The organism is Parendozoicomonas haliclonae (assembly GCF_900174585.1).
GTDB lineage: Bacteria > Pseudomonadota > Gammaproteobacteria > Pseudomonadales > Endozoicomonadaceae > Sansalvadorimonas > Sansalvadorimonas haliclonae.
Genome location: NZ_FWPT01000007.1, coordinates 106,652 through 119,885 on the forward strand (window position 1 = coordinate 106,652; position 13,234 = coordinate 119,885).

At 53.4% G+C, this 13,234-nt stretch carries 12 protein-coding genes; 7 read left to right on the forward strand and 5 right to left on the reverse strand.

Annotation, left to right across the window (positions count from 1 at the left end; translation table 11 throughout):
* The first annotated feature begins 117 nt into the window (after nucleotides 1–117).
* The 3 genes from EHSB41UT_RS15410 to EHSB41UT_RS15420 all read left to right on the forward strand — a co-directional run bounded on the left by EHSB41UT_RS15410 (nucleotide 118) and on the right by EHSB41UT_RS15420 (nucleotide 4,117).
* The gene (locus tag EHSB41UT_RS15410) at nucleotides 118–2,094 is read left to right on the forward strand and encodes a monovalent cation:proton antiporter family protein (RefSeq protein WP_087111415.1); all 1,977 of its coding nucleotides are present in this window, start codon (nucleotides 118–120) and stop codon (nucleotides 2,092–2,094) included.
* A 152-nt stretch (nucleotides 2,095–2,246) separates the two neighbouring features.
* Nucleotides 2,247–3,737, forward strand: a complete 1,491-nt coding sequence (locus EHSB41UT_RS15415) for a hypothetical protein (protein WP_087111417.1) — start codon at nucleotides 2,247–2,249, stop codon at nucleotides 3,735–3,737.
* Nucleotides 3,738–3,919: 182 nt separating this feature from the next.
* Nucleotides 3,920–4,117, forward strand: a complete 198-nt coding sequence (locus EHSB41UT_RS15420) for a DUF2970 domain-containing protein (RefSeq protein WP_087111419.1) — start codon at nucleotides 3,920–3,922, stop codon at nucleotides 4,115–4,117.
* Between the two features lie 75 nt (nucleotides 4,118–4,192).
* Here EHSB41UT_RS15420 and EHSB41UT_RS24650 read toward each other — a convergent pair whose 3' ends face one another.
* Nucleotides 4,193–4,339 (reverse strand): hypothetical protein, encoded by a 147-nt coding sequence (locus EHSB41UT_RS24650; RefSeq protein WP_165767278.1) that lies wholly within the window; start codon nucleotides 4,337–4,339, stop codon nucleotides 4,193–4,195.
* A 313-nt stretch (nucleotides 4,340–4,652) separates the two neighbouring features.
* Here EHSB41UT_RS24650 and EHSB41UT_RS15425 point away from each other — a divergent pair, with 313 nt between their 5' ends.
* The 3 genes from EHSB41UT_RS15425 (at nucleotide 4,653) to EHSB41UT_RS15435 (ending at nucleotide 7,959) form a co-directional block, all read left to right on the forward strand.
* Complete coding sequence (locus EHSB41UT_RS15425) at nucleotides 4,653–6,317, forward strand: nitrite/sulfite reductase (RefSeq protein ID WP_087111421.1); 1,665 nt, start codon at nucleotides 4,653–4,655, stop codon at nucleotides 6,315–6,317.
* On the forward strand, nucleotides 6,298–6,687 hold the full coding sequence (locus tag EHSB41UT_RS15430) for a DUF934 domain-containing protein (RefSeq protein ID WP_087111423.1): 390 nt from the start codon (nucleotides 6,298–6,300) through the stop codon (nucleotides 6,685–6,687). Before EHSB41UT_RS15425 ends, EHSB41UT_RS15430 begins: the two co-directional genes overlap by 20 nt.
* Nucleotides 6,688–6,789: 102 nt before the next feature.
* A complete protein-coding gene (locus EHSB41UT_RS15435; RefSeq protein ID WP_087111424.1) occupies nucleotides 6,790–7,959 on the forward strand; it encodes a cation:proton antiporter in 1,170 nt (389 codons plus the stop codon).
* A gap of 97 nt (nucleotides 7,960–8,056) precedes the next feature.
* On the opposite strand, the gene sohB is transcribed toward EHSB41UT_RS15435, so the two are convergent.
* Entirely contained in the window at nucleotides 8,057–9,109 is a 1,053-nt protein-coding gene (gene sohB, locus EHSB41UT_RS15440; protein WP_087111426.1) for a protease SohB, read from the reverse strand.
* A 481-nt stretch (nucleotides 9,110–9,590) separates the two neighbouring features.
* Between sohB and EHSB41UT_RS15445 the strand changes: the two genes are divergently transcribed.
* On the forward strand, nucleotides 9,591–9,905 hold the full coding sequence (locus EHSB41UT_RS15445; protein WP_087111428.1) for an SCP2 sterol-binding domain-containing protein: 315 nt from the start codon (nucleotides 9,591–9,593) through the stop codon (nucleotides 9,903–9,905).
* Nucleotides 9,906–9,990: 85 nt separating this feature from the next.
* On the opposite strand, the gene EHSB41UT_RS15450 is transcribed toward EHSB41UT_RS15445, so the two are convergent.
* The 3 genes from EHSB41UT_RS15450 to EHSB41UT_RS15460 are packed head-to-tail and all read right to left on the reverse strand — an operon-like array spanning nucleotide 9,991 to nucleotide 13,219.
* Nucleotides 9,991–10,629 carry a hypothetical protein gene (locus EHSB41UT_RS15450; RefSeq protein ID WP_087111430.1) on the reverse strand — a complete coding sequence of 213 codons (639 nt, stop codon included), beginning with the start codon at nucleotides 10,627–10,629 and terminating at the stop codon, nucleotides 9,991–9,993.
* A gap of 19 nt (nucleotides 10,630–10,648) precedes the next feature.
* Nucleotides 10,649–11,461: an NAD(+) diphosphatase gene (nudC, locus tag EHSB41UT_RS15455; RefSeq protein WP_087111432.1), complete on the reverse strand. Its 813-nt coding sequence runs from the start codon at nucleotides 11,459–11,461 to the stop codon at nucleotides 10,649–10,651.
* Between the two features lie 51 nt (nucleotides 11,462–11,512).
* Nucleotides 11,513–13,219, reverse strand: a complete 1,707-nt coding sequence (locus EHSB41UT_RS15460; protein WP_087111434.1) for a FimL-related protein — start codon at nucleotides 13,217–13,219, stop codon at nucleotides 11,513–11,515.
* Nucleotides 13,220–13,234: the final 15 nt, after the last annotated feature.

The following is a 13,234-nucleotide window of genomic DNA, read 5'->3' on the forward strand; positions in this document are numbered from 1 at the left end:
ATTATGAGCTGCGACCAAAGGATTTAGACTGTAAAATCAAGGCATTGGAACAAACAATAATAATTCTAACGTGACATTAACTTTTATAAAAACGCTATCGTCGGGAGAGATCAGGGGATGGACTTCGGTTTTTTTAACCAGCTGCTGATTATATTTTCTGTTTCTGTCTTTGCTATCGCTCTGTTTCACCGCCTGCGTATCCCCGATACCCTTGCCTATCTGATGGTCGGCATCGCACTGGGACCAACCGCGACAGGCATTATTGATACCAGTTTCGATATCACCCTGCTGGCTGAAATCGGCGTGGTGTTCCTGCTGTTCTCCCTGGGCCTTGAGTTCTCCCTTGCCAACGTACTGGCCATGCGCCGGATTGTGTTTGGGCTGGGCGGTCTGCAGGTGATGATCTGTACCCTGCTGATTGGTTTCTGCGGCCTGATGCTCGGCTTCTCACCGGTCGGCACTCTGGTGATGGCAGCCGGTCTGTCGCTGTCGTCCACCGCGATCGTTTCCAAAGAGTTGACCCGTCGTAATGAGCTGCGCAGCAACCATGGCCAGCTGGCTATTGGCACCCTGATCTTTCAGGATATCGCTGCGGTCTTCTTCCTGATCCTGATTCCGGCCATGGCGGGGATTGGCGAGAACAGCCTGGCCGTCTCCCTGCTTCTCAGTCTTGGTAAAGGCCTGGGCTTTGTCGCCTTTATGGTGCTGTTTGGTCGCTGGGTGCTGCCCCGGATGTTCCATGAGATTGCCAGCACCAAGTCAGAAGAACTGTTCGTACTCAGTGCCATTGTTGTCTGTCTGGTTGCGGCCTGGCTGACCCACCTGCTGGATCTCTCCATGGCTCTGGGCGGCTTTGTCGCTGGTATGATGCTGGGTGAAAGCCACTATCGCCACCAGATTGAAACCGATATCCGCCCATTCCGGGATATTCTGCTCGGGCTGTTCTTTGTCTCGGTCGGTCTGATGCTGAATCTGGACCTGTTCCTGGAAAACTGGTCGATGATCCTGCTCGCCAGTCTGGGTCTGATCCTGTTTAAAGCCACCATGATTGCCATGCTGGCCTGGTTTATCCAGAACAATAAAAAGCATGCGATCCGCACTGGTATCTGTCTGGCCCAGAGTGGTGAGTTCTGTTTCGCTCTGGTAGCTCTGGCCGGCCAGTATGGCCTGCTGGAGATGAGTACCAGCTCGATGATCCTGTCGATCACTATTGTGTCCATGGCGGCCACACCGCTACTCATCCGCTACAGTGGCCCGCTGGCCAGCCGGATTACCCAGCAGAAACAGAGCAAGGAACCCAAGAAAGCCGTTGATGTGATCAGCGAACAGACCTGCGATGTTGATCGTCATATTCTGATTCTCGGTTATGGCCGTGTGGGTCAGGTTATCAGCCGCTTCCTGAGGGAAGACAATCTGCCTTACGTGGCCATTGACGATGATCCGATCCATGTGCGTGAAGCCAGCCGCGCCGGTGAGCCGGTGTTCTTTGGCGACTGTCGTCGTACAGAACTGCTGCAGGCTGCAGGTCTTGAGCGGGCGCGGATGGTGGTGATCTGTATCGACAGCTCCCGGGCTGCCCAGGCGGCACTGGAAGGTATTCGTTCCATCAACAAAACCATTCCGATTCTGGTCAGAACCCGGGATGACAACAAGATGGAGCTGCTGAAACAAGGTGGCGCCACAGAGGTTGTGCCGGAAGTGCTGGAGTCCAGCCTGGTGATCGTCAGCCATGTACTGACCATGCTGGGGCAGCCGGAGTTCTCCATCCGCCAGCGTATTCAGTCTGTACGCCGGGAACGTTACGATATTCTCCACGGTTTCTTCTTTGGTCAGTCTGAAACCCTGCGCACCCAGGAAGGTGAAGACTGTGAATTGCTGCAAGGCATCACTCTCGCTGATAAAGCCTGGGCGGTGGGTAAAACTGTTGCCGAACTGCCACTGGATGAAGCCGGCATTCATCTCAAGCGTATCACCCGGGATGGTGAAGAGCTGGATATCGACGAGCAGCTACGCCTGACCGTGGGCGATGCCCTGCTGATCAAGGGCACCCAGAAGCAGATAGAACAGGGCGAAATTCTACTGCTGCGCGGTTAATTTTCTTATCCCTCTGTTACCAGCCAGACCTTTTCTGTAAACACGAATGTCCTGCATGGCCCTTTGGCCTTGCAGGGCTGCCCTCCCCGTCTACCCTTTCCTCCCGCAAGACGCATGAACAACACGCAAGAATCTTATGGGAGTATGCGCCAATGGCGAAGCCTTGCCTGAAATTCCTGACCGCCCTGTTCTCAGGTCTCCTGCTTACCTTTCAGGCGCTGGCCAGTGCGGTTGCCGAGCCCGAGCGAACGGCACTGATGGTGATTTACAAGGATGGTTCCGGCAGTTTTGTCACCGAGACCAATGAAGATGGTGACCTGCTGCTGGGTATAGGGTCCGCCGACGCACCGCTTGGCAAAGTCTCACTCAATACCCCCTATAACGACAGTTATTACCGGGATGCCTCCCGCAACTATTTCCAGAATCTCGATCTTGAACTTGGCCCCCATATGGCCAACACACCGATCACCACGGACTGGACTACTAAAGGCAAAAAACATGTCCGTTCCCACCGGGAACATGTTGGCCGCATACTGCTGCCTTTTGCCGCCGCCGCAGCGGCCTTTGGCGGTATCAGTGACCCTGATCTGGATTACAAGAACGACAATCTGATCACCAACTTTGGTCACTACATGGTGATTGCCACAGTCAACAACCTCGCCAACTATGTGGACGAATCTCTGGTTGAACTACTGGGTGAACATCACCTTGGAGGCGTCATTCCTCCGGAGTGGGCAGCCAAAGGGGCGGTGGCTCTGTTGATGCTGGGTACCGGTCAGCTGGAATCCGTGGGTGACAAGGCTCATTTGAGTGTGGGCAAATCGATTCGTTTCTTCTCCCAGTCACAGTTTATTGGCAAGGCTTCTCTGATGCTGGGCGAAGTTTCCGGTCAAGCGCTGGATCGGGTGACCAGCCTGTCTCCAGAAACCCGTAAGGTTTTAACCTCAGCGATTGGTGGTGCTGCCACAGCGACGTCCTATTACCTCACAACCGAACTGCTGGGCGGTCGTGATAGCACCATCGATCTGCACAGCAAGATCAGTAATGCCACCATTCTCGGTATTGCCAAGGCCAGCACACCGTTTATTGATGATTTCATCTCCCTCGGCACAGATGATCCGCTGCTGAAAAATATTGGCACCCATGCCCTGCTGGAGGTGGTTTCACTCTCTGCCGCCGGCGGTCTCTATGCCCTGGTCAGCCGCACACCTTCCCATAAACTGGCTGGCGGCCTCTATGCGACCAAACTGATTGCCGGAAGCTTTATGAAGCTGGCAGGTACATCAGCTGCAGAGATGGTTGGCAATAAAACCATTAACCTGATGATGGGCGAACGCAGGGACTGGACAACCACGGCCACCAAGGCACTCAGCTATCTCTCCATGAGTCTGCTCGCCAACCAGATTTACAGTATCTACGGCATGCCGGTCGGAAAGAGCAATCCTCTGCTGAAAGAGGCACTGCATAAATTCCGCGATGGGGTCTATATCGCCACTATCACCAATGGTGTTACCGGCCTGATTGAAGATATTGTCCGCGGGGTTGAGCCTCCACAACCGATTACTCTGGACCTGGATATCAAGGCTCAACGCCTGAATCCTACCGCGCAGATGCTGACACCAGCGACTGTCGTTATGGAATAAACGAGAGAAGGCTATGCAGAACAGGCAATACCGGGGGGAGATTGCCTGTTCTGCACTCTCGTATAGCCTGTTCAGCATTCTCATATAGAAAGCAGCCAAGAGAGACTGGCTATTTTTTCGCCAACGGTGGATAGTTAGGAACAGAGGTTAAAAGACTGTTTCAGCATCATCCGGAGGTGGGTATGGAAAAGCCACGCAGACAAGGTCTGTTATCGATTATGCAAAGCACTCTGGCTGCCGCCTTTGGGGTACAAAGCAATCGCAAGCGGGAACAGGATTTTACCGAGGGAAGAGCCGATCACTTTATTATCGCCGGTATAATTTTTACCGCCGTGTTTGTTCTGGCACTTTTGCTAATCGTAAATCTTGTGATCCCGTAACTCTCTAAACACCATAAAAAAGCCGACCTGTTGGGACAGTGTCGGCTTTTTTATGTTCTTTATTCAGTGGAAGTTTTAGTGTCCGGATACCCAGAAAACAGCGACACCAACAGCCAGAAGAATCAGCGCCACAGCAGAGAGTGCATCCGCACGACCATCCTGCCCATATTCTTCCTGATTACTGCGCTCCAGATCGACTTCAATATCAGACATATGCCCCATAACCTGCTCCATTGATGACCGGTGAAATTATTATTTTTAGTAGACGTTCAATAAAAAGGAACACCTACAAGTTATCGCACCGTTTCAAACTGAGCAAGTTTCCTCCTTCTGGAACCTATACAAACCCAGCAAACATTACGTACTAACCGTCATTCCGATATAACCATCAAATCTCAATATATAAATAAACATTACTTTTACATATATAGAGAGGCTGATACCGTACGCTGGCCGAATAAATAAGTCGTTGCCTCAAAGGCGCTGACACAAGTGCCTGATACAAGAGCCTGATACAAGAGCCAGACAAAAAATCATGTACGTTTACACCGAAGTCGACCAACGCATCGTTGATGAACGCGTTGAACAGTATCGCGACCAGACCCGTCGCTATCTGGCCGGTGAGCTGACAGAGCAGGCCTTCCTTCCCCTGCGGCTCCAGAATGGCCTCTACATCCAGCGCTTTGCCCCCATGCTTCGGGTGGCCGTGCCCTACGGGATGATCAATACCGCCCAGATGCGCAAGCTGGCTTATATTGCCCGCTTCTATGACAAGGGCTACATGCACTTTACCACCCGCCAGAATGTGCAGTTCAACTGGCCGGAGCTGGAACAGGTGCCGGACATCCTTGCCGAGCTGGCCACGGTCCAGATGCATGCCATCCAGACCAGCGGTGCCTGTATCCGTAATACCACCACCGATCCGTTTGCCGGCGTTCTGCCCGGTGAGGTCGAAGACCCGCGCCCCTGGTGCGAGATTATCCGTCAGTGGTCAACCCTGCATCCGGAATTCGCCTTCCTGCCACGGAAGTTCAAAATTGCTGTGACGGCTGACCCGGAACAGGATCGTGCTGCCGTTCAGCTGCACGATATCGGTATTCAGATTGTTCGTAATGCTGACGGCAAAACCGGCTTTAAAGTGCTGGTCGGCGGAGGCCTTGGCCGAACTCCGGTGATTGGCACGACAATCGTTGAGTTCCTGCCCTGGCAGCATCTGCTGACTTATCTGGATGCCATTCTGCGGGTTTATAACCGCTATGGTCGTCGGGATAACAAGTACAAGGCTCGCATCAAGATTCTGGTGAAAGCCATGGGTATTGAAGCCTTCCGCGAGAAGGTTGAACACGAGTGGGCATTTACCAAAGACGGTCCGGCAACGCTGACAGAAGCGGAGTTCAAAAGGGTTCAGGCGCATTTCACCCGTCCTGCTTACCAGACACTAACGGAACAACCAGCCGAACTTACCACTGCTCTGGAAACCAATGCCGACTTCCAAGCCTGGTACCAGCGTAATGTGATGCGGCATCAGGAAGCGGGTTATGCTGCAGCGATCATCACTCTGAAGAATACCGGCGCAGCGCCTGGTGATATCAGCGCCACCCAGATGGATAATCTGGCCCGCTTGGCAGATCACTACAGCTTTGGCGAAATCCGCTCAACCCACGAGCAGAATCTGGTATTGGCGGATGTTCGTCAGGATCAGCTGTTTGAGCTGTGGCAGCATCTGGTGGAAAACAATCTGGCCTCCCCGCACTGGGGTTTGTTGCCGGATATGATTGTCTGCCCGGGTGGCGACTTCTGTTCCCTGGCCAACGCAAAATCCCTGCCCGTTGCGGCGGCAATTCAACGTCGGTTCGATGATCTGGATTACCTGCATGACCTGGGCGATCTCAGCCTGAATATCTCAGGCTGCATGAATGCCTGTGCCCATCATCATATTGGCAACATTGGCATTCTGGGTGTCGATAAAAAAGGCGAAGAGTTTTACCAGGTAATGCTGGGCGGCTCTGCAAGCCACGATGCTTCACTGGGCAAAATCATCGGGCCGTCCTTCAACCATGAAGCGATTCCGGAAGTGATTGCCACCATCCTGGCGACCTACGTTGAGCTGCGCGAGCCGCAGGAAAGCTTTATTGCCACTTACCGCCGTGTTGGCCTGGCCCCGTTCAAGGAGAAAGTGTATGCCCCTAAAGCAGCCTGAACTACTGGCCTCCGATGATGCGGCGATTAACAACAGCCAGATATTGGTTCTGGAAACCGATACCGAACTGGAGGCCATAACGGCTACCGACAGTGTGGACGTTATCGCTATCCGCTTTGAAGCATTCACCGATGGTCGCGGCTTCTCGCTGGCACGCATGCTGCGGGAACAGAGAAACTTTCAGGGTACATTGCGTGCCATGGGCGACTTCCTGCCGGACCAGATGCACTATCTGGCTCGCTGCGGTTTCGACAGCTTTGTTCTGCCTGAAGGGACGCACCCTGAGACAGCAACAGCCTGCCTGAATGCTTTCACTGAAGCCTACCAGACCAGCGTTGAACGTCCTGAACCACTGTTCAGAAGACAGTAACGCCATTGCTGTCGCAAGTCAGAAAATCTTGCGACAGCAAACCCTACCTTTTTTTGTATGTATAAACCGATATACTGAATCAAGTCTGTCAGCGGTGGGCTTATGGATTCAGGATCCCTGTTTTACTCTTTCTTTCTGATTTTTACCGGTGCCGCCCTGCTGGCCACCGTTGCCCTGGCAACCCGCCAGCCCCTGATCGTTGCCTATATCGTTCTGGGCGGCATCTTTGGCCCTTCAGGGCTGGCGATGATTACCGATACCGGCCTGCTCACCGATATTGCCCATGCCGGCATTCTGTTTCTGCTGTTTCTTCTGGGGCTGGATATGCAGCCCAGCCACCTTCTGCATATGCTCCGCAAAACCGCCATTGTCGGGCTGCTGAGCTCCGTGATTTTTGCCGTGATGGGTTATGGCTGCGCCAAAGCCTTTGGCTTCAACGATACTGAAAGTCTGGTGATTGGTGGTGCCGTGATGTTTTCCAGCACCATTATTGGCATCAAACTGCTTCCCACTACGGTACTGCACCACAAGCACACCGGTGAGCTTTTGGTCAGCCTGTTGCTGCTGCAGGATCTGCTCGCCATCCTGATGCTGCTGGTGCTCTACAACAGCAAGGATCTGGCTAATGGCTATCTACCACTGTTAGGTACGCTCGCCATGCTGCCGATTCTGGTATTGAGTGCGTGGCTGAGTGTTCGCTACATCCTGCTGCCATTGATGGCTCGCTACGATCGCTTTCACGAATATATGTTTCTGCTGGCAATCGGCTGGTGTCTGGGTTTGAGCGAGCTGGCCCACAGTCTCGGACTCTCGGCCGAGATCGGTGCTTTTGTCGCCGGCGTCACCATTGCGACCAGTCCGATCTCGCAATTTATTGCCATTAACCTCAAACCGTTGCGGGACTTCTTTCTGATTTTGTTCTTCTTCTCGGTCGGTGCCAGCTTCAATCTCAACCTACTGTCTGCAGTCATCGTTCCGGGAGCGGTATTGGCACTGCTTTGCCTGATTGTGAAACCACCAGTGTTCTGGTTCTTCCTGCGAGGCGTGAGTGAAAAGAAGAAAACAGCCTGGGAGGTGGGTGTTCGCCTGGGACAGAACAGTGAATTTGCTCTGTTGATTGCCACTGTTGCGACGGCACAGGGGCTGATTGATGTGGAAGCCTCCCACGTAATTCAGGCAGCAGCCATTCTGACTCTGCTGCTGTCATCCTATATCGTGGTGTTTAATTATGAATCCCCGATTGCGGTATCGGATCGCTTGCGGCGGGATTAGATGTCTAACATAACGAGTGCCGAGAAATCCCGGCACTCGTTACTATCGCTTATATAGCCACTTACATAGCTATTTATATTGCTGCTTGCATTGCTACTTAACTGGGAAAACGTGCACTCTGCAGTTTTTCCCAAACCGCATTCATCGCACCACCGGCTGCCTGCTCGGCGCTGACACCCAGCTTCTGGGGCAGAGACTTCTTCTCCGCCCAGTTCACCAGGAATACCTTCTGGTCACGCTCAAAGCATTCGCACAGGTAGGCATCACTGGTTTTCAGTTCATCCACCAATTTCTTGGCCATGGCCTCGGAGCCATACCAGATCTCACCAGTAGAGATCTGCTCCACATCCACCACCGGACGTGCCCGCACCACAAAATCCTTGAACAGTTCGTGGGTGCGTTCCAGGTCTTCAATAAATTTCTGCCGCCCCTTTTCGGTGTTTTCACCCATCACCGTCAGCGTACGCTTGAACTCACCGGCGGTATGCAGTTCCACATCAATATCATGCTTCTTGAGCAGACGATGAATATTTGGCAGCTGCGCCATCACGCCCACAGAACCGATAATGGCAAACGGAGCCGCCACCAGTTTATCTGCCAGACAGGCCATCATATAACCGCCACTGGCCGCCACCTTATCAACAGCGATTGTCAGCGGGATGCCCTTGTCGCGAATACGTTGCAACTGGGAGGACGCCAGTCCATAGGAGTGCACCATACCCCCGGCACTTTCCAGACGCACCAGTACCTCATCCTGCTGGCGAGCCTGGCCGAGAACAGCAGTAATTTCTTCTCTTAACCGGCTAACAGCAGAGGCTCGAATATCGCCGTGGAAGTCGAGCACAAACACCCGGGGCTTGAGAGACTCCTCATCATCCGGTTGTTTCTTCTGGGCTTTCTTGCGGGCCTTTTCCGCTTTCTTCTCTTCCTTATGCTTTTTCTTCAGGGCGTCACTATCGAGCAGTTCGCCTTCCAGCGCCTTCTGGGTCTCACGATACTCCTTGCTGAGCTCGCGCACCTTGATATGCCCACGGGCTTCGCCCTTACCCTTCCCGCCAGTTGCCGCAACACCTGCGACAACCGCCAGAATGCCACCGACAATAATGACGGCCTTGACCAGAAACAGGCCAATCTCCCATAGAAATTCCAAATTACAGTCTCCTTGCCAGCTCTGTTCTTACCTGCGCCGCCGTGGCCTGACGCAATCATCTGCTTGATGCTGCTACTGAGGACGAATGAATCCAATGACCCACCATCCCAATAATGCCAATAGAGTAAACCAGAGCGCAGCCAAGCTCATCCGTTATCCGATAATTTTTCCAAACAGGTACCCATCGTACTGAAATTTGCGTGACAAGCTCGCACAGACGGGGCGATATTTCGGTTGACACCTATAAACAGGTCAAATAACCTGAGCCGGCTTGATTAATACAAGCGTTTGAAAATCCGGTCGCAGCCGATAAGCCATGAGCGATAACCATCGCGTGCTTCGACAGCCATGACGCGGTCTACCCTCCTACAGGACGGTCTGCCGTGATAAATAAAAAAAGCTGGCGGCATTTTCATGGTCACACTATTTGCGCGTATGCGTGCCGAGCCGATGCACTGTAAATTCAGTAAGGGACATAACGATGGCGAATCTCCTCGAAGTCTTTGATGACATGAAAGGCAAGTTCAACTCCGATGCTGCCGCCGGTCTGGATCTGGTCTTCCAGTTCGATATCGAAGACGGTGACACCTATCACCTGATCGTAAAAGACGGTACCTGTGAGATTGTTGAAGGCGCCAACGATGATCCAAACGTAACCCTGATCATGGACACTGAAACCATGACTGGCGTTATGAGCGGTCAAATGGATGGTATGCAGGCGTTCATGATGGGCAAGCTGCGCGCTGAAGGCGACATGATGCTGGCTACCAAACTGAGCGAGCTGTTCCCGGCCTGATTCCTTGCCCTTACCGGACAAGTGAACTGGAAAGCCTCCCATTGGGAGGCTTTCTGCTTTCAGGAATAAGAAGGAGAAAAGGAATTTAGCCAGCAGACTCCATGGCCTCTTTGGCCGGCTTGTTCACAGCTTCCACTTCCAGGGCATCGCTGCGCAGATACACCTCAAAGATGGCGCCATCAGCCATGGGAATAAACGGCAGGTTCAGGGTTTCTGCTGTCACATATCGTAGCGGATCAACCTTCTCCAGCAGCAGCCAGCTATCCAGTTTTTGAAACGGCTGATGCAGGCGGTAGTCCAGCGCCAACCCCTGACGGTTCTGTTCCAGTGTCAGGTAACGTCCGGTCAACGCCTCAGGGCGCAGAAGATTCAGCTTGTACTGCCCCATGGAGGCATTAAGGTAACTGACATCCAGAGACCAGAGATCCCCTTCAATGGCGAAACTGTTCAGCTCCCCTTCCAGAGAGACATCAGCATTCCACATCTGCGGGCTCTCTTCGGAGAAACTGACCACTGCCAAAGGACGCTCAGCGACACCCTTGGAGAAGGTACGCATATCCCAGGTCAGCAGAATCGCAAACACTGACAGTACCAGAAACAGCAGTCCTACCGTGCCGCGCAACCAGCCCAGCAGCCAGTCTTTGTTCAACAGCAGACGACCAGTCAGCCAGACCAGCAGCAGAGTCACCAGCAGTGGGAGGAGTATCAAAAGAAATGTTTGCATCGCGAAAACTTACCCGTCCTTAAGTTTTATCCGCATCTTCACTCGCCATCACCCGGGTAGCGATGTAGTCATCAACCAAACGGCGGGCAATGGTTTGAGGAGGTGGTAACTGCGGCAGCTTGTGTAGCGGGAACCAGTCCGCCTGCAGGATCTCTTCAGGATCCAGTGTCAGCTCACCGCCAGCATAACGGGCAGTAAAGCCAACCATAAGATTATGGGAAAACGGCCATGGCTGACTATTTCGGTACTGAATATCTGTGACGTCCAGCCCAGTTTCTTCCTTAACCTCCCGAGCCACCGCCTGTTCCAGAGTCTCGCCGGGCTCAACAAAGCCGGCTATCAGGGAGAAAAATCCTGCTGGATGCCGAACACCCTGCGCCAGCAGAATTTCCTCATCACGGTGAATCAAAACAATCACACAGGGGCTGACAACAGGATAACTGCGATAATCACAGCTCGGACAGATGCGGGCTCGATCATCGACCCGCTCACTTTCCTTTAGAGCTTCACCACAGCGGGAACAACACTTCTGGCTGCGCCCCCAGTTCACCAGACTGGCAGCCTGATGCAGAAGAAAGCCCTGCACGGAATCATCAATAATGGCCTGGCGAACCGGTACCGTCTGTTCATAGAGATCATCCGGCAGGTTCACTTCCACAGCAACAACACCGCCTTTGGCATGATCACTGGCGGCATAACCCAAGGGATGACGCTGACGGATATCGTCACAGCCGGCAGGCAATGACGACCAAAGATAGACTCCCGGCGCGGTCGGCAATATCCGACCACCGGCAAAGATTAACCACTGCGGGGAAACCTGAGAATCAGTCATCACGCTACGGCCTCGGTTAAAACGGCCCAGTCAATAAAGATCAGAGCCGGATCAGGCCGGCTCTTCGGTTTTTTCTGGCAGTGCTTCTGCAGCCTGTCCAAAGCCCAGATCACGCAGGCTGGTTTCCGCCAGATCCAGCGCCTGGTTCCGGTGTGGACCATCAATCGCAGCCGCCTCTATAAAGTACTCCATACTGGAGAGTACGTCGGCGAACACTTCCAAAACGGCATCGTCCGGACGCTCATCACCGAGCAGAATTTTGTCGCGGATAAAGTTGGCACAGCCCTGCAGCAATCGAGCACCACGCTCTTCACCGGCAAACTGCAGACCACCGCGTACGGATTGCAGAATTCGCGGCAGGTTTTCCAGATGAATCTTGTCGAAGTCGGATTCGAGATAGGCATTCACAGCCCGCTTGGCCAGAGTCAGGCCCGCCATAGCTTCATCCCAAACCACCAGCGCCGCTTCACCCAGCTGGGTGCGCAATACAGAATCTTCCGGCTTCACATTTTCCAGGGCATTCACCGGTGCTGACACTTCGGCCATGGAGGTAATCATGGCTTCCACATAGAGAACCGCTTCCGCAACCTCACGCAGGCTTTCACTGCTGGCACCGTCTTTTTGTTCCTGCCAGATCTGCACATTACGCTGCTGCTTCTGCATAGTGTTGGCCGCGGAGTGCATACCGACCATGCTCAGAGTTTTGCTGAGCGTGGACATGGACGACACCAGTCCTGCGTAATCAAGATCGGTACTGCTGGCACCGCGTTCAGCGAGATCCAGCATATCCTTAACCGCACCCAGCTCTTCTTTCAGGGCACCGGCAAGGGAAATAAAGACTTCCGAATCTGGCCCGGTCATGGCTTTGCGGGCTTCTTTCAGGCTGCGGTCATTGAACGGCAGCGCTGACATGGAAAAATCGTCTTTCACCTGCTCAACCAGAGAGCCACAACTGCCGGAGACGGCAATCAGATAGAGCATCTCCTTGATAAAGGCATCCGGTACATCCAGGGCTTCAATATCAGACGGCATCTGCAATTTACGCAGCATGCGGTCAACCCGGGAAAACAGAACACTGCGCGGGCGGCTCAGCTCCAGCTCCATATCCACAAAGGCTTCCAGACAGGCGGAAACCACACGACAGAAGCGAGCAAAAGGCAGATGACGGTGCAGCTCGGACAGATGACGGGTTGAGCGTTGCATCAACCGCATGCCGGCATAAGGCTCTTTATGAGTGAGCAGACCCAGCAGGCCGATCTGGTACATCTGACGCAACCGGCGAGTGGTCATCCGGGTGCGTTCCGGATCAGAACAGAGTGGTTCGCCGACCGTTGCCGGCTTATCGAGCCGCACAAAGAAGAACTGACTTTCCGGAAGAGAAGAGACACCGCGTCGCATACGCAGGGTATTAATCAGAGGCAGGAGCAGCTCAGGCAGCTCATCGCGACGGGTACAGATAAAATCGATATAGCGCTGAAACAACAACAAACCCTGCCCCAGGGATTCCAGATTCTCATCGGAATCTTCCCCATTGGCCAGTGCTTCAGACAAGTGCAGCAATTCCTGCAGCAGCAGTTCCGCGCCGCCCAGCTCAATCATGCGAATAATGCCCAGCACCTGATTAAGTTGCTGTGCAGCTTCCTGAACCGGGGATGAATCCGAACGGTTTTCCGTAAAGATTTCCAGACGATGAACAATGTCCCCTAGCGTATTATCCAGTTCCGTACGCAGTGGCGACAGGGACGCAACTCCGGCCATCCTTCACGCTCCTTC

Bases quoted from the DNA above. Each gene is read 5' to 3' on its own strand.
- EHSB41UT_RS15410 (WP_087111415.1), top strand. From the start codon at position 118: ATGGACTTCGGTTTTTTTAACCAGCTGCTGATTATATTTTCTGTTTCT.
- EHSB41UT_RS15415 (WP_087111417.1), top strand. From the start codon at position 2,247: ATGGCGAAGCCTTGCCTGAAATTCCTGACCGCCCTGTTCTCAGGTCTC.
- EHSB41UT_RS15420 (WP_087111419.1), top strand. From the start codon at position 3,920: ATGGAAAAGCCACGCAGACAAGGTCTGTTATCGATTATGCAAAGCACT.
- EHSB41UT_RS24650 (WP_165767278.1), bottom strand. From the start codon at position 4,339: ATGGGGCATATGTCTGATATTGAAGTCGATCTGGAGCGCAGTAATCAG.
- EHSB41UT_RS15425 (WP_087111421.1), top strand. From the start codon at position 4,653: ATGTACGTTTACACCGAAGTCGACCAACGCATCGTTGATGAACGCGTT.
- EHSB41UT_RS15430 (WP_087111423.1), top strand. From the start codon at position 6,298: ATGCCCCTAAAGCAGCCTGAACTACTGGCCTCCGATGATGCGGCGATT.
- EHSB41UT_RS15435 (WP_087111424.1), top strand. From the start codon at position 6,790: ATGGATTCAGGATCCCTGTTTTACTCTTTCTTTCTGATTTTTACCGGT.
- EHSB41UT_RS15445 (WP_087111428.1), top strand. From the start codon at position 9,591: ATGGCGAATCTCCTCGAAGTCTTTGATGACATGAAAGGCAAGTTCAAC.
- EHSB41UT_RS15450 (WP_087111430.1), bottom strand. From the start codon at position 10,629: ATGCAAACATTTCTTTTGATACTCCTCCCACTGCTGGTGACTCTGCTG.
- nudC (WP_087111432.1), bottom strand. From the start codon at position 11,461: ATGACTGATTCTCAGGTTTCCCCGCAGTGGTTAATCTTTGCCGGTGGT.
- EHSB41UT_RS15460 (WP_087111434.1), bottom strand. From the start codon at position 13,219: ATGGCCGGAGTTGCGTCCCTGTCGCCACTGCGTACGGAACTGGATAAT.